Genomic DNA, 15,305 nt, shown 5'->3' with positions numbered 1-15,305 from the left:
ACCGGAACGCGAACACAAATTCCACGCGCCGCACGGGCGTCGGAGACCGTCATCGCGCGCCCTAAACTGAGAAGGCTATGAACCCTGAAACGCTCGCCGCAGCCCTCCTCGCCGTCCTCGCACCGATCAGTGAGGAACGACGTCCCGGCGAGCCGCTCGAGCTCGCCGTATCCGACATCGTCTTCGAGCGCCCGCGCAACCGCGACCACGGCGACTGGGCGTCGAACATCGCCATGCGACTGGCCAAGCCGTTCGGCACGAACCCGCGCGAGCTCGCGCAGGAGATCGCCGACGGGCTCGCCGGGGTCGAGGGCGTCGCGAGCGCCGAGGTCGCCGGTCCCGGGTTCATCAACATCCGTCTCGATGCCGCCGCAGCCGGCGCGCTCGCGAAGACGATCGTCGACGCGGGCTCCGCCTACGGCACGAACGAGACCCAGGCCGGACGCAGCATCAACATCGAGTTCGTCAGCGCGAACCCGACCGGACCGCTCCACATCGGTCACACCCGCTGGGCGGCGCTCGGTGATGCGATCGGCCGCGTGCTCGCGGCATCCGGTGCCACGGTCGCCCGTGAGTTCTACATCAACGATGCCGGCGCGCAGATGGAGCGTTTCGCGCACTCCATCGTCGCCGCGGCGAACGGCGAGCCGACCCCGGAGGGCGGCTACGCCGGCGGGTACATCAACGATCTCGCCGACCGCGTGCGCGCGGCCCGTCCCGACTTCCTCGACCTGCCGGATGACGAGCAGGTGCTCGTCGCCCGCGAACTCGGCTACGAGTACCAGCTGGCCGAGCAGCAGGAGTCCCTGGCGAAGTTCAACGTGCACTTCGACGTGTGGTTCTCCGAGCGCACCCTGCACGCGAAGAACGCCGACGGCGTCAGCCTCGTCGACCAGGCCGTCGACCGACTTCGCGAGCAGGGCCACGTCTTCGACGAGGACGACGCGGTGTGGGTGCGCACCACCGACTTCGGCGACGACAAGGATCGCGTCATCCGCCGCTCCAACGGCGAGTACACCTACTTCGCCGCCGACGCCGCGTACTACCTGAACAAGGGCGACCGCGGTTTCGCGCACAAGATCTATCTGCTCGGTGCCGACCACCACGGCTACGTGCACCGCCTCAAGGCGCTCGCCGGGGCGGCCGGCGACGATCCCGAGAAAGACGTCGAGGTGCTCATCGGCCAGCTCGTCTCGGTGGGCGGCGCCCGCCTGAGCAAGCGCGCCGGCAACATCATCGAGATGGACGACCTGCGCGAATGGCTCGGCACCGACGCCCTGCGTTACTCGCTGGAGCGCTCCCCGGCGGACTCGCCGCTCGCGCTCGACCCCGAGCTGCTGCAGAAGCGCACGAACGACAACCCCGTGTTCTACGTGCAGTACGCCCACGCCCGAACGCACAACGTGGCCCGCAACGCCGCCGATTCCGGTGTCGACCGCTCCGAGTTCGCGCCCGAGACGCTCACACACGAGTCCGAGGCGGCGCTGCTCGGCGCGCTGCAGGAGTTCCCGCGCATCGTGGCGTTCGCCGCCGAGGTGCGCGAGCCGCACCGTGTCGCGCGCTACCTCGAGGAACTCGCCGGCCTGTACCACCGCTGGTACGACAACTGCCGCGTGATCCCGCTGAGCGACGACCCGATCGAGAGCGTGCACCGCACCCGCCTGTGGCTGAACGACGCGGCCGGTCAGGTCTTCCGCAACGGCCTCGCACTCCTCGGCGTCTCTGCGCCCGAGCGCATGTAGCGCACGCTGTCGGTAGGGCAGGATGGCAGCATGAGCGACGACAACCACACGCTGCCGTATCCGGACTCCTCGGCGGAGCATCCGACGCTCGTCATCCCAGGATCCGACGCGGATGGAACGACGGATGCCGCGCCCCCGAAGCGTCGCCGTCGCCGCTGGCCGTGGGTGCTGCTGATCATCGTGGTTCTCCTCGCAGCGCTGGTCGTCGCGGCGGAGTTCATCGCGCGCTCGATCCTGCCCGGAATCGTGCGATCGCTCGTCATCGAGCAGCTCGACCTCCCCGCCGATCAGCAGCTCGACGTCGCGGCGGAGGGCATCCTGCTCCCGCAGCTCATCGGCGGACGCCTCGACGAGCTGCACCTGTCGACGGATGCCGTGACTCTGGAGGGCATCACGGGAGCGGCGGACGTCACCGCGACGGGCATCCCGCTGCGAGGAGGCGACCTGGGCGGCGCCTCGGGCACGATCCGGATCGACCAGGCCGAGTTCACGACGCTCCTCGCGGGCACGGATCTGCCCGTCGACTCGGTCGAGTTCGATGCACCCAACACCACCCTGGGCGGGTCGTTCACCGTGTTCGGCGCTGCCGTGCCGATCACCCTCACCCTCACGCCGGGTGCTGCCGAGGGCGACCTCGAGCTGACGCCGGTGGGGCTGTCGATCGGCGGGCTCGATGTCGACGTCGACGGGGTGGGATCGATGCTCGGATCGGTGGGCGACAGCCTCACCCAGACGCAGCGCATCTGCATCGCGGATCAGCTTCCGGCGGGTCTCACGCTCACCGGGCTGGAGATCTCCGGCAGTGCGGCCGTGATCGACATCGATGTCGACGGCGCGATCGCGACCGATCCGGCTCTGCTGGAGAAGGGCGTCTGCCCGAGCTGACGCAGCGCGTTCGCCGCCGGTCAGCCTCCCTCGAACGAGGCGGCCATGCGGCCGAGGGTATCGATCGCGGACTCGAGCTCCGCCGCGGAGAGCGGTCCGAGAAGGCGGGCGGCGGAGAGCAGGCCGATGGTCGCGCTCGACAGCGCGAGTGCGAGGGCATCGGCATCGACCTGCTTCTCGAGCTCGCCACGCTCCTGGAGGTCGCGCAACCATGCGACCACGCCGAGGTGCCGCTCGCGATAGCGTGCGTCGCCCACCTCGACCACGTGGCTCCCGAGGACGCCGCGGTCATCGAGGAATGCGGCCGTCATCAGCGGATCATCGAGGAGCGCTCGAGCCGATGCGCGGTACGCCTCGCCGAGGCGAGGATGCTCACCGATCTCGTTCCGCACATGCTCGTTCAGGCGGGCCGTGCCGCGTCGCAGCAGCGCATCGAGGATGTCGCTCTTCCCCGGGAACTCCAGGTAGACGGCCCCCTTGCCGATGCCGGCGCCCTCGGCGATCGCGGCGACGCTCATCGCATCGAACCCGCGGGCGAGTACGAGCTCCTCTGCGGCATCGAGGATGCGCTCGCGCCTATTCGGAACGAGAGGTCTGGGCATCGTCGATCCTTCTCAGGTGGGCGAGCATCGCCGGGATGACGATGTCGGGGCGGTCGCGCTGCACCCAGTGTCCTGCGTCCGGCACGGTCACCAGCTCCGCATCCGGAAGCCGAGCAGCGGCCGCCTGGATGCGCGCGAGTGGTACGCCCCTGTCGTGATCGCCGTGCACGAGCAGGGTCGGGGTGAGGATCGACGCGAGCTGATCGATGTAGACCGTGCGCAGCCGGTTGCCGAGCACCTGATCGCGCTGCCACTCGCCGAACACCGCCGTGCCTGTGCCGGATGCCGCCTCGGCGAGGACCGCGTCGACGAGCTCCGGCGTGCGGGCGGCCGGGTCACGGACGAGGTCGCGCAGACCTCTCTCCATCGCGGACCGGTTGCGCAGGTACGAGCGGGTCATCGCCGCCAGGAGATCGGTGCGGAGGAGCAGGAAGCTGCTGACGTGGGTCACGGCACCCAGGGGGCCGTCGGCGAGCCGGGGCATCAGGCCGTAGCATCCGAGCAGCATCGCGCCCCTTGCCCGTCCCGGCCGATCGAGGAGGTGGCCGAGCGTCATGCCGCCACCGAGGGAGAGCCCGCCGACCGCGTAGTCCGTGAGGCCGATGGCGTCGGTGAATTCCCCGACGTAGCGGACGAGACGCTCCTGCGTGAGCGCCCATTCCGCCCGCGCGCTGCGCCCGAATCCTGGATGATCCGGTGCGACCACACGGTGACCGGCATCCGCGAGGGCGGAGCCCACTTCGCCCCACGAGAGCTCTGCACTGTCGGCGCCGCCGCCGTGCAGGAGGAGGACCGTGCACCCCGTGCGCTCGATCGGACGCCACTCCAGGAAGGAGACGATCGCTCCCGGAATCGCGATCTCATCCCGTCGGGGTTCCATGTGCGTCCTCTCGTTGTGACCAGGCTATCAATGCTGGTCACAACGCGGGCCGCTCAAGATTCCGCGTCACCTCCGCCCGCCGCCTTCTGCGCCGCGCGCAGCTCGGCGGTCGCGATGCGCACATCGACCTCGGCGCGCTGCAGCCGCCGCTGGGGGAACGTCGTCGCTCCGAAGCGCTGGTGCACGCGGTCCGTCCGTTCCTCCTCGGTCGTGACGATGAACGCGCAGGCGAGCAGCATCACCTGCGTCGACAGGTTCAGCCAGATCAGGAGCGCGAGAAGCGAGGCGAAGGTCGCGAGGAGCGGATTGCTGGTCGCGCCTCCGACGAAGAGGCTGGACAGCTGCTGGAGCACGACGAGACCGACGGCGCCGAGCAGTGCTCCGCTCCAGAGGGAGCGCGCCGCAGGCTGCACGCCGGACAGGAGACGGAACACGGCGACGAGGAGAACCGTGTCGAGCGCGAAGACGACCACGAGGGAGAGCACCGGTGCCGCCCAGCTGACGAGCGGCGAGTCGGCGGGAAGCCCGAGCAGGTCGCTGATCCAGCCGACCCCGAGCCGCCCGACGAAGGTGACGGCGGCTGCGGCGACGAACGCGACGCCGATGCCGATCGCCAGAGCGAGGTTGCGCAGGATCACCCAGAGGAAGAAGGTGTCGTCCTGCACGGTTCCGGCGATCACCCGCACCGCGGTGCGCAGCGACCCGATCGCGCCGAGTGCCGCACCGATGAGGGCGACGAGCGAGATGATGCCGGCGATCGAGAAGGAAGCCGGCTGTCGCTGCAGGGCGTCCGGATCGATCACGCCGCCCTCGCCGATGAGTCCCGGCACGACCGACTGCACGGAAGAGATGATCGCCCGCCAGGCGTCGGGATTGCCCGCCAGCCACAGCGCCGCGATCGAGAACCCGAGCAGCACGCCGGCGAAGACGCTGAACAGCGCGCGATACGTGACGCTGTCGGCCAGCATCGGGCCGCGACGCTCGGTGTAGAGCAGAGCGGCACGCACGAGGCGGCGCCGGAGGGCCCAGGCGATGAGCGGCTCGCTGACACGCGCGATGAGGCCGGGGCGATCAGGGGTCGCAGAAGGCGATTCGGTGTTCGTCACGCCCCCACCCTATGAGCCCTCGACGAAGCGCTGCAGGGGCTTGACGTCCGGCGTCACCGTGACAAGGCGGTCGCAGGCGGTGCCATAGAATCGGGTCAACCTCGATGTGCGCGTTCAGCCCGAGATCCGTCCCACGATTGGTGCTCAGTGCTTCCCCCTGCCGATTCGCTCGCCCCGGAATGGCTCCTCGTCCCCGAAGATGCGAACGACCTCGCTCACGGCGTGTGGCCCGCATCCGCGGTGCGTGACGCAGACGGAGTCCTCGACATCGCCGGCGTCAGCGCGACCGATCTCGCGCGCGCCTACGGCACGCCGCTGCTGGTGCTCGACGAGGACGAGGTGCGCGGCCGCGCCAGAGCGTTCCGCACCGCGTTCGACCGGGCCGCCGCCGAGAACGGCACGACGGCGCAGGTCTACTACGCGGGCAAGGCGTTCCTCTCGACGACCGTCGCGCGCTGGGTCGTCGACGAAGGGCTGCGCGTCGACGTGTGCACCGGGGGAGAGCTCGAGGTCGCGCTCGCCGCAGGAGTGGCCCCCGCGTCGCTCGGCTTCCACGGCAACAACAAGTCGACGGCGGAGCTGGAGCGGGCCGTCGTGGCCGGTGTCGGCACGATCATTGTCGACAGTGCGATCGAGATCGAGCGCCTCGCCGCGATCACCGCGCGCACCGGTGCGGTCCAGCGGGTGCTGGTCCGGGTGATCAGCGGCGTCCACGCCGAGACCCACGAGTTCCTCGCCACCGCGCACGAGGACCAGAAGTTCGGCTTCCCGCTCGCCGAGGCCGAGGAGGCGGTCGCCCGCATCCGGGAGCTGTCCGGGCTCGATTTCGCCGGGCTGCACTGCCATATCGGGTCGCAGATCTTCGGCGTCGCCGGGTTCCGCGAGTCGGCATCCCGTGTGCTCGAACTGCATGCCGCGCTCCTCGAGGGCGGCCCGGTGCCGCAGCTGAACCTCGGCGGCGGCTTCGGCATCGCCTACACCCGCGTCGACGACCCGACCCCGATCGACGTGCTCGCCGGCGAGATCGTCACCGCGGTCGCCGAGGGCTGCGCCGCACGCGGCATCCCCGTTCCCGCCCTGTCGTTCGAACCCGGGCGCGCGATCGTCGGCACGGCCGGCGTCACGCTCTACGAGGTCGGCACCACGAAGGACGTGACCGTCGAGTCCGGCGCCGTCCGCCGCTACATCAGCGTCGACGGGGGCATGAGCGACAACGCCCGCACCGCCCTGTACGGCGCGCAGTTCTCGGCACGACTCGCCTCACGGGCCGGCGGCGGAGAGCCGCAGCTCAGCCGTGTCGTCGGCAAGCACTGCGAGTCGGGCGACGTCGTCGTCGATCACGAGTATCTGCCCTCCGACCTCGTACCGGGCGACCTGCTCGCCGTTCCCGCGACGGGGGCGTACTGCGCCTCGCTGTCGAGCAACTACAACCATGTGCCGCGTCCGCCGATCGTCGCCGTGCGCGACGGTCGGGCGAGGGTCATCGTCCGCGGCGAGACCGTCGACGACCTGCTGGCCCGGGACGCGGGCATCGACGGGGCTCAGGCCCCCGAGGGAGACAAATGACCCACCTCCGAAGGAGCAACCATGACTGACTACCGACGACTTCGTGTGGCGCTGCTGGGCGCGGGAGCGGTCGGCTCGCAGGTCGCGGCTCTCCTGCTGCGCCACGGCGACGAGCTCGCCGACCGTGCGGGCGCCGAACTGGAGCTGGCCGGCATCGCGGTGCGCGACGTCGACGCCCCGCGTGACGTCGACCTGCCGAAGGAGCTCTTCACCACCGATGCCGAGACGCTGATCCTCGGCGCCGACATCGTGATCGAGCTCATCGGCGGCATCGAGCCGGCGCGCACGAACATCCTGCAGGCGATCGGCTCCGGCGCCGACGTCGTGACGGCCAACAAGGCACTGCTCGCGACGCACGGACCCGAGCTCTTCGAGGCGGCCGACCGCGTCGGCGCCTCGGTCTACTACGAGGCGGCCGCGGCCGGTGCCATCCCGATCATCCGCCCGCTGCGCGACTCACTCGCCGGCGACCGCGTGGTGCGCATCATGGGCATCGTCAACGGCACCACGAACTACATCCTCGATCGGATGGACACCGAGGGCGCGGACTTCGCCGACGTGCTCGCCGACGCGCAGCGCCTGGGCTACGCCGAGGCCGACCCGACCGCGGATGTCGAGGGATACGACGCCGCCCAGAAGGCCGCGATCCTCGCCAGCCTCGCCTTCCACACCGCCGTGCCGCTGGATGCCGTGCACCGCGAGGGCATCACCTCGGTCACGGCATCCATGATCGACGAGGCGCGCGCCGCCGGCTTCGTGATCAAGCTGCTGGCCGTGTGCGAGCGCATCGACGTCGACGGCACCGAGTCGATCTCGGTGCGCGTGTACCCCGCGCTGGTTCCGGCCTCGCATCCGCTGGCCGCCGTGCACGGCGCCAACAACGCGGTGTTCGTCGAGGCGGAGGCCGCCGGATCACTGATGTTCTACGGCGCCGGTGCCGGCGGCGTGCAGACGGCCTCGGCCGTGCTCGGCGATGTCGTCTCGGCTGCCCGTCGTCACATCGCCGGTGGAGTCGGAGTGGGCGAGTCGACGAGGGCCAACCTCCCGGTCGTGCCGATCGGCCACGTCCACACGCGCTACCAGATCACGCTCGAGGTCGCGGATGCACCCGGTGTGCTCGCCACGGTCGCGAGCACCCTGAGCGACGGCGGCGTCTCCGTGGCGACCGTCGTGCAGACCGTGGAAGGCGAGGACGAGCCGACCGCCCGCCTGATCATCGGCACGCACCGCGCGACCGAGCAGGCGCTCAGCGCGACCGTCGACGCCCTCGCCGACAGCGCGGTCGTGGAGCGGGTCGTCTCCGTGCTGCGCGTGGAAGGCGAATGACGGTGGCGTCGGCCGCCGTCGAGGGCCGCACCGTCGAGGTGCGGGTTCCCGCCACGAGCGCGAACCTCGGCCCGGGCTTCGACACCCTGGGACTCGCCCTCAGCATCTACGACACGCTGCAGGTCACGGCGCTCCCCGCGGGGCAGCTCGAGATCGAGGTCACCGGCTCCGGTGCCGAGGAGATCCCGCGCGACGCCTCCAACCTCATCGTCCGCACGATCGCGTACGTGTTCGCCGACGCGGGGCGGCCCGTTCCGGGGCTGCGGATCGTCGCGGAGAACGGCGTGCCGCATGGCCGGGGGCTCGGTTCGTCCGGCGCTGCGGTCGCTGCCGGAGTGCTCGCGGCGAAGGGGCTGCTGGAGGGCGACGTCGAGATCGAGGACGCCGACCTGCTCCGCCTCGCGACCGAGCTCGAAGGCCACCCCGACAACGTCGCGCCCGCGCTCTTCGGCGGCCTGACGATCGCCTGGGTGGGGGAGCGCGGCCCGCAGCACAAGAAGCTCCTGGTGCACCGCGGAGTCTCTCCGCTCGTGCTGGTGCCCGCGTACACGATGTCGACCTCGCAGGCGCGCTCTCTGCAGCCGCCGCACGTCTCCACCGCGGATGCCGTGTTCAACGTGTCGCGATCGGCGCTGCTGATCGCCGCGCTGATGCAGAGCCCCGAGCTGCTTCTCGATGCCACCGCGGACCGACTCCACCAGGACTACCGCGCCGGGGCCATGCCCGAGACGCAGCGGCTGGTGCAGGCGCTGCGTGCGGCGGGCTTCGCGGCGGTGGTCTCGGGAGCCGGTCCCAGCGTGCTCGTGCTCGCCGACGGACCCGGCAGCCGACAGGACGCCGTCGAACTCGCCGATCAGATCACCGACACCCCGTGGGAGGCGCTGCTGCTCGCCGTCGACGTGCGTGGTGGTACAGTGGGGGATCGAGCGGAGGGCTCCACGTAGTTTCGTGAATCTGGCCCCATTGCAACTCTTGCAAGACCCGCACGCAAACCCCTGTGGCACTGCTCTTTCCAGAGCTCCTGCCGAGGCTGGCTGGCGCCGAGCGTCAGCCCGTGCGATCGCGCGCAGCACCCGTTGTTCGCGTTCAACGCTCATTCCCCATGACATATAAGGGAGCACTCGTGGAGAACCTCTCCGAGACCCAGAACGATCAGACGTCTGTCACGTCCGCACCTGCGGCGGCGACGGACACCGAGACGGCCGCACCGGCGCGCAAGCGCGCACCGCGTCGCGCCACCACCGCGACCGCCGCCGCGAAGGCGGAGAAGGCTGCCGAGAAGCCGGATGCCGCTGCCGCAGAGCCGCAGGCCGCACCGTCCGGCGACGGCGCCGACACGGCAGAGGCCGCGCCGAAGGCGAAGGCCCCGCGTCGCAGCCGCGCGAAGAAGGCGGATGCCGAGGCTCCGGCCGCCGACGCCGCCGCGGAAGCCCCGACCGAGGCTCCGGCCGCCGCAGAGGCACCGGCCGAGGCCGCCCCCAAGACCACCGGCCGTGGCCGCCGCGCTGCGCAGAAGCCCGCGGCAGACGCCGAGGCATCGGCATCCGAGCCCGCCGCCGACGCCGCTCCGACCGAGTCCGCTCCGAAGGACAACGGCCGCAACGCGAACGGCCGGAACGACAACGGCAACGGCCGCAACGACAACGGGCGGAACGGTTCCGCGCGGAACGACAGCGCCCAGAACGACAACTCCCAGAACGACAACGGCCAGAACGGCAACGCGCAGAACAACGACGCGTCCTCCGACTCCGCCGACGGCGACGAGCAGGGCGGCCGCGGCCGCAACCGCAACCGCAGCCGCAACCGCGGGCGCGGACAGAACGGTTCCGCGCAGGACCAGCAGCAGCCGCAGGCCGCCGCTGCCGACGACGACCAGGCCGGGAACAACCGCAACCGTCAGCGCAACAAGCGCCGCAGCGGCGCACCGACCGACGAGTTCGACACCGAGATCGGCGAGGACGACGTGCTGATCCCGATCGCCGGCATCCTCGACGTGCTCGACAACTACGCGTTCGTCCGCACCACCGGCTACCTCGCCGGCCCCAGCGACGTGTACGTGTCGCTCGGCCAGGTGAAGAAGTACAACCTCCGCAAGGGCGACGCTGTCGTCGGCTCGATCAAGCAGCCCCGCGAGGGCGAGCAGCAGGGCCGCCAGAAGTACAACGCCCTCGTCAAGGTCGACTCGATCAACGGTCTGTCGATCGACGACGCCGCCACCCGCGTCGAATTCGGCAAGCTCACCCCGCTGTACCCCCAGGAGCGTCTGCGCCTGGAGACGGCCCCCGAGAAGCTGACCCAGCGCATCATCGACCTGGTCGCGCCGATCGGCAAGGGCCAGCGCGGTCTCATCGTCGCGCCCCCCAAGGCGGGCAAGACCATCGTGCTGCAGCAGATCGCCAACGCGATCGCGCAGAACAACCCCGAGGTGCACCTCATGGTCGTGCTCGTCGACGAGCGTCCCGAAGAGGTCACCGACATGGAGCGCACCGTGAAGGGCGAGGTCATCGCCTCGACCTTCGACCGCCCCGCGGAGGACCACACCACGGTCGCCGAGCTCGCGATCGAGCGTGCCAAGCGTCTCGTCGAGCTGGGCCGCGACGTCGTCGTGCTGCTCGACTCGATCACCCGCCTCGGTCGCGCGTACAACCTCGCCGCCCCGGCATCCGGTCGCGTGCTGACCGGCGGTGTCGACGCGTCGGCGCTGTACCCGCCCAAGCGCTTCTTCGGTGCGGCTCGCAACATCGAGAACGGCGGATCGCTCACGATCCTCGCCACGGCACTCGTCGAGACCGGTTCCAAGATGGACGAGGTCATCTTCGAGGAGTTCAAGGGCACCGGCAACAGCGAGCTGCGCCTGTCGCGCTCGCTCGCCGACAAGCGCATCTTCCCGGCCGTCGACGTGAACGCCTCGAGCACCCGCCGCGAGGAGATGCTGCTCTCGGCCGACGAGGTCAAGATCACCTGGAAGCTGCGTCGTGCCCTCGCCGGCCTCGACCAGCAGCAGGCTCTCGAGGTCGTGCTCGGCAAGCTGAAGGAGACGAACTCCAACGTCGAGTTCCTCGTGCAGATGCAGAAGTCGATCCCCGCGCTCTCCTCGGGCGCACACGGGCACGACAACAACATCCGCTGAGCGGCCGTTCCGTGTTCGAGTCCGTCCAGACTCTGATCGACGAGCATCGCCGGGTCCAGGAAGAGCTCTCCGACCCGGCGGTGCACGCCGACGCGGGTCGTGCGAAGCGCGTCAACCGCCGCTACGCCGAGCTGTCGCGCATCGTCGCCGCGTATGACGCGTGGGTCGCTGCGACCGACGATCTCGAGACCGCGCGCGAGTTCGCCCGTGAGGACGAATCGATCGCGGCCGAGATCCCGGCGATGGAGGAGGAGCTGCAGTCCTCTCAGGAGCGGCTGCGGCGTCTGCTGATCCCGCGTGACCCCGACGACGCGCGCGACGTGATCATGGAGATCAAGGCGGGGGAGGGCGGTGCCGAATCGGCGCTGTTCGCCGCCGACCTTCTGCGCATGTACGTGCAGTACGCCGCATCCAAGGGGTGGAAGACCGAGCTCCTGGAGCGCAACGAGTCCGACCTCGGCGGATACAAGGACGTGCAGGTCGCGATCAAGGGCTCGTCGACCGACCCCGCGCAGGGCGTCTGGGCGCACCTGAAGTACGAGGGCGGCGTGCACCGCGTGCAGCGCGTGCCGGCGACCGAGTCGCAGGGCCGCATCCACACGTCGACGACCGGTGTGCTGGTCTTCCCCGAGGTGGATGAGCCCGAGGAGATCCAGATCGATCAGAACGACCTCAAGATCGACGTGTTCCGCTCCTCGGGTCCGGGTGGGCAGTCCGTGAACACCACGGACTCCGCCGTGCGCATCACGCACGTGCCGACGGGGATCGTCGTCTCGATGCAGAACGAGAAGTCGCAGCTGCAGAACCGCGAGGCCGGCATGCGCGTGCTGCGTGCGCGTCTGCTCGCGCGGCAGCAGGAGGAGCTGGATGCCGCGGCATCCGACGCACGCAAGTCGCAGATCCGCGGCATGGACCGTTCCGAACGCATCCGCACGTACAACTTCCCGGAGAACCGCATCGCGGATCACCGCACCGGATTCAAGGCCTACAACCTCGATCAGGTGATGGACGGCGCGCTCGACCCGATCATCGAGAGCGCCATCACCGCCGATGAGGAAGCCCGGCTCGCCGCCGTCGGCAGCGAGTCCTGACCTCTCGACGCGCGGAGCGCTAGGCTCGGCGCGTGATCACATTCCTGTTCCGCGCGCTGATGTACGTCGTGTCCGCGGGCATCGGGCTCATCGTGGCCGATGCGCTCCTCCCGGGCTTCCAGATCCAGTGGGACAAGTGGTGGGGCTTCGTCATCTGCATCCTGATCTTCGCGATCGTGCAGAGCGTGCTCGCCCCGCTCGTCGGCAAGCTGGCCGATCGGTACGCTCCCGTGCTGATGGGAGGCATCGGCATCATCTCGACGCTGATCGCCCTGGTCATCGTCGTGCTCCTGCCCATCGGCGGCCTGCGCATCGTCGACGCGACGGGGTGGCTGCTCGGCGCCGTCATCGTCTGGCTGATCACCGCGCTCGGCAGTGTGCTGCTGCCGCTGATCTTCCTCAAGCGCGATCAGGAATCTCGCGATTCCCGCCGTCGCTGACCGCGCGAGCGCGACTCAGATGGAGTAGTCGGGTGCCGTGAGGAGCGCCCGCGTGTCCTCGCCGATGCTGCGGTGGCGCGGTTTGGCGGGAACGCCGACGAGGATGCTGTCGGCCGGAGCGTCGCGGGTCACGACGGCGTTCGCACCGACCACGGAGCCCGCGCCGATCGTCACCGGACCGAGGATCTTCGCCCCCGCGCCGACGGCGACGCCGTCACCCAGCGTCGGGTGCCGCTTGCCGGAATCACGCGTGCGGCCCCCGAGGGTGACGCCGTGGTACAGCATCACGTCGTCGCCGATCTCGGCGGTCTCGCCGATCACGACTCCCATGCCGTGGTCGATGAAGAACCGTCGGCCGATCCGCGCACCCGGGTGGATCTCGACGCCCGTCAGCCAGCGCGAGAGCTGCGACCCCGCGCGGGCGAGCAGACGCAGGCGGCGTCGCCAGAGCGCATGCGAGACGCGGTGCGCCCAGATGGCGTGCAGACCCGGGTACAGCAGAGCCACCTCCACCGCGCTGCGTGCTGCGGGGTCCCTCAGGCGCGCGGCGGCGATGTCCTCGCGCACACGCGACCAGATCGACGTGCTCACTCTTCGCGGAGGTGCTCGTACAGAGCCGTCGAGAGGTAGCGCTCTCCGAACGACGGGATGATCACGACGATGTTCTTGCCGGCAGCCTCGGGGCGCTTGGCGATCTCGAGAGCCGCCCAGATCGCGGCGCCGCTCGACATGCCGACGAGGATGCCGTCCTTGGCCGCGGTGTCGCGGGCGAGACGGATCGCATCGTCGAAGGTGACGTCGATCACCTCGTCGATCACGTCGCGGTCGAGGATCGGGGGCACGAAGTTCGGTCCGATGCCCTGGATCTTGTGCGGACCGGGGTGGCCCTCGGTGAGGATGGGGGAGTCCTTGGGCTCGACGGCGACGATCTTGACGCCGGGGATGCGCTCCTTCAGCACCTGTCCGACACCCGTGATCGTTCCGCCCGTCCCGATGCCGGCGACGAAGTAGTCGACCTTGCCGTCGGTGTCGCGGAGGATCTCCTCGGCGGTGGTCTTGCGGTGGATGGCGGGGTTCGCCTCGTTGGCGAACTGCTTCGCGAGCACCGCGCCCGGCGTCTTCGCGGCGATCGCCTCGGACTCGGCGATCGCGAACGTCATGCCCTTCGTGGGGTCGGTGAGCACGAGCTCGGCGCCGAACGCCTTGAGCAGCATCCGCCGCTCCTTCGACATGGATGCCGGCATCGTGAGGATCACCTTGTAACCGCGCGCCGCTCCCACCATCGCGAGGGCGATGCCGGTGTTGCCGCTGGTCGCCTCGACGATCGTCCCGCCGGGCTTCAGCTCACCGGACGCTTCCGCAGCGTCGACGATGGCGATTCCGAGGCGGTCCTTCACGCTCGACGCCGGATTGTAGAACTCGAGCTTCGCGAGCACCGTGGCGTCGACGCCCTCGGCCACCCGGTTCAGGCGGACGAGCGGCGTGTTGCCGAACGCGGTCGTGATGTCGGAATGGATACCGGGCATGAGGAGCCTTCCTGGGAGCGGGTCGCTGCCGCACCAGCCTAGGCGAGTCGCCTAGGGGCGAGGGCAATGTGACGGGTCACCGGCACTCTACGCTGGAACCCATGCCTGAGAACTCCCTCGCCGCCGTCGTGCGCGCCGCCGCCCAGCGCCTCGCGGACGCCGGAGTGCCCGATCCGCTGGTCGACGCCGAACTGCTCGCCGGTCACGTGCTCGGTCGTCGTCGGGGCGAGGTCCAGGCGGCGATCGTGCGAGGCGATGGCATCACCGCCGAAGACGCTGCTGCGTTCGACGCGCTGGTGACGCGGCGCTCCGGTCGAGAGCCGTTGCAGCACATCACCGGCACCGCGCCGTTCCGCCACCTCGAGCTGGCGGTCGGTCCCGGAGTCTTCGTGCCGCGGCCGGAGACCGAGACCGTGGTGCAGTACGCGATCGATGCGCTGTCGAACGCGCCGGAGCCCTCCCCGATCGCGGTGGATCTCGGCACCGGGAGCGGTGCGATCGCGCTGGCCATGGCGACCGAGGTCCCGCACGCCCGCGTCTTCGCCGCCGAGCTCTCGCCGGAGGCCCACGCCTGGGCGAGCCGGAACGCGGAGGGAGTGGAGAACCTCACCCTCGTGCTGGCCGACCTCGGGGAGGCCTTCCCGGAGCTCGACGGCACGGCATCCGTCGTCATCTCGAATCCGCCGTACGTGCCCGACGCGGCGATCCCGCGCGACCCCGAGGTGCGGATGTTCGACCCGTCGATGGCGCTCTACGGGGGAGAGGACGGGCTCGACGTGGTTCGCGTGCTCAGCTCCCGCGCCCTCGCGCTGCTCCGACCGGGCGGCCTGCTGGTGATCGAGCACGGCGAGCTGCAGGGCGCGTCGATCAGAGACCTCCTCACGGCGGACGGCTGGCGCGCCGCCGCGACCCACCGCGACCTGACGCTGCGCGACCGCACGACCACGGCCCTGCGGCCGTGATCAGCTGACGTCGAGCATCTGCCGCACCCGTCCCGGATAGAATCGAACC

General features: G+C 70.2%; 14 protein-coding genes. 9 read left to right on the top strand and 5 right to left on the bottom strand.

Going from position 1 to position 15,305, the window contains the following annotated elements:
- Positions 1–77 precede the first annotated feature (77 nt).
- Together argS and LC452_RS12205 are read left to right on the top strand one after the other, a co-directional pair.
- Complete coding sequence (gene argS / locus LC452_RS12210; RefSeq protein WP_223625668.1) at positions 78–1,742, top strand: arginine--tRNA ligase; 1,665 nt, start codon at positions 78–80, stop codon at positions 1,740–1,742.
- 30 nt (positions 1,743–1,772) lie between these two features.
- Positions 1,773–2,627: a DUF2993 domain-containing protein gene (locus LC452_RS12205; protein WP_223625665.1), complete on the top strand. Its 855-nt coding sequence runs from the start codon at positions 1,773–1,775 to the stop codon at positions 2,625–2,627.
- Positions 2,628–2,647: 20 nt separating this feature from the next.
- On the opposite strand, the gene LC452_RS12200 is transcribed toward LC452_RS12205, so the two are convergent.
- The 3 genes from LC452_RS12200 to LC452_RS12190 are packed head-to-tail and all read right to left on the bottom strand — an operon-like array spanning position 2,648 to position 5,215.
- A complete protein-coding gene (locus LC452_RS12200; protein WP_223625663.1) occupies positions 2,648–3,229 on the bottom strand; it encodes a TetR/AcrR family transcriptional regulator in 582 nt (193 codons plus the stop codon).
- Complete coding sequence (locus LC452_RS12195) at positions 3,204–4,109, bottom strand: alpha/beta fold hydrolase (protein ID WP_223625660.1); 906 nt, start codon at positions 4,107–4,109, stop codon at positions 3,204–3,206. The genes LC452_RS12200 and LC452_RS12195 overlap by 26 nt, the downstream gene beginning before the upstream one ends.
- Before the next feature lie 53 nt (positions 4,110–4,162).
- Positions 4,163–5,215 (bottom strand): YihY/virulence factor BrkB family protein, encoded by a 1,053-nt coding sequence (locus tag LC452_RS12190; RefSeq protein ID WP_223625656.1) that lies wholly within the window; start codon positions 5,213–5,215, stop codon positions 4,163–4,165.
- A gap of 147 nt (positions 5,216–5,362) precedes the next feature.
- Between LC452_RS12190 and lysA the strand changes: the two genes are divergently transcribed.
- From lysA to LC452_RS12160, 6 genes are all read left to right on the top strand, one after another.
- Entirely contained in the window at positions 5,363–6,781 is a 1,419-nt protein-coding gene (lysA, locus tag LC452_RS12185) for a diaminopimelate decarboxylase (RefSeq protein ID WP_223625653.1), read from the top strand.
- Between the two features lie 21 nt (positions 6,782–6,802).
- The gene (locus LC452_RS12180; RefSeq protein WP_223625650.1) at positions 6,803–8,107 is read left to right on the top strand and encodes a homoserine dehydrogenase; all 1,305 of its coding nucleotides are present in this window, start codon (positions 6,803–6,805) and stop codon (positions 8,105–8,107) included.
- Positions 8,104–9,051, top strand: coding sequence for a homoserine kinase (gene thrB, locus LC452_RS12175; RefSeq protein WP_223625647.1), 948 nt, complete (start codon positions 8,104–8,106; stop codon positions 9,049–9,051). The genes LC452_RS12180 and thrB overlap by 4 nt, the downstream gene beginning before the upstream one ends.
- Positions 9,052–9,209: 158 nt before the next feature.
- Positions 9,210–11,237 (top strand): transcription termination factor Rho, encoded by a 2,028-nt coding sequence (gene rho / locus LC452_RS12170; RefSeq protein WP_223625645.1) that lies wholly within the window; start codon positions 9,210–9,212, stop codon positions 11,235–11,237.
- An 11-nt stretch (positions 11,238–11,248) separates the two neighbouring features.
- Positions 11,249–12,328 (top strand): peptide chain release factor 1, encoded by a 1,080-nt coding sequence (gene prfA, locus LC452_RS12165; protein WP_223625642.1) that lies wholly within the window; start codon positions 11,249–11,251, stop codon positions 12,326–12,328.
- Positions 12,329–12,360: 32 nt separating this feature from the next.
- Positions 12,361–12,768 (top strand): phage holin family protein, encoded by a 408-nt coding sequence (locus LC452_RS12160; RefSeq protein ID WP_223625640.1) that lies wholly within the window; start codon positions 12,361–12,363, stop codon positions 12,766–12,768.
- Positions 12,769–12,783: 15 nt separating this feature from the next.
- On the opposite strand, the gene epsC is transcribed toward LC452_RS12160, so the two are convergent.
- Entirely contained in the window at positions 12,784–13,359 is a 576-nt protein-coding gene (epsC, locus tag LC452_RS12155) for a serine O-acetyltransferase EpsC (RefSeq protein ID WP_223625636.1), read from the bottom strand.
- Positions 13,356–14,294 (bottom strand): cysteine synthase A, encoded by a 939-nt coding sequence (gene cysK / locus LC452_RS12150; protein WP_223625633.1) that lies wholly within the window; start codon positions 14,292–14,294, stop codon positions 13,356–13,358. Before cysK ends, epsC begins: the two co-directional genes overlap by 4 nt.
- 101 nt (positions 14,295–14,395) lie before the next feature.
- Here cysK and prmC point away from each other — a divergent pair, with 101 nt between their 5' ends.
- Entirely contained in the window at positions 14,396–15,256 is an 861-nt protein-coding gene (gene prmC, locus LC452_RS12145) for a peptide chain release factor N(5)-glutamine methyltransferase (RefSeq protein WP_223625628.1), read from the top strand.
- Positions 15,257–15,305 lie beyond the last annotated feature (49 nt).

Source organism: Microbacterium sp. EST19A (assembly GCF_019969685.1).
Classification (GTDB): domain Bacteria; phylum Actinomycetota; class Actinomycetes; order Actinomycetales; family Microbacteriaceae; genus Microbacterium.
The sequence above is the reverse complement of the archived record's forward strand: the minus strand, read 5'-3'. Positions and strand labels throughout refer to the sequence as shown.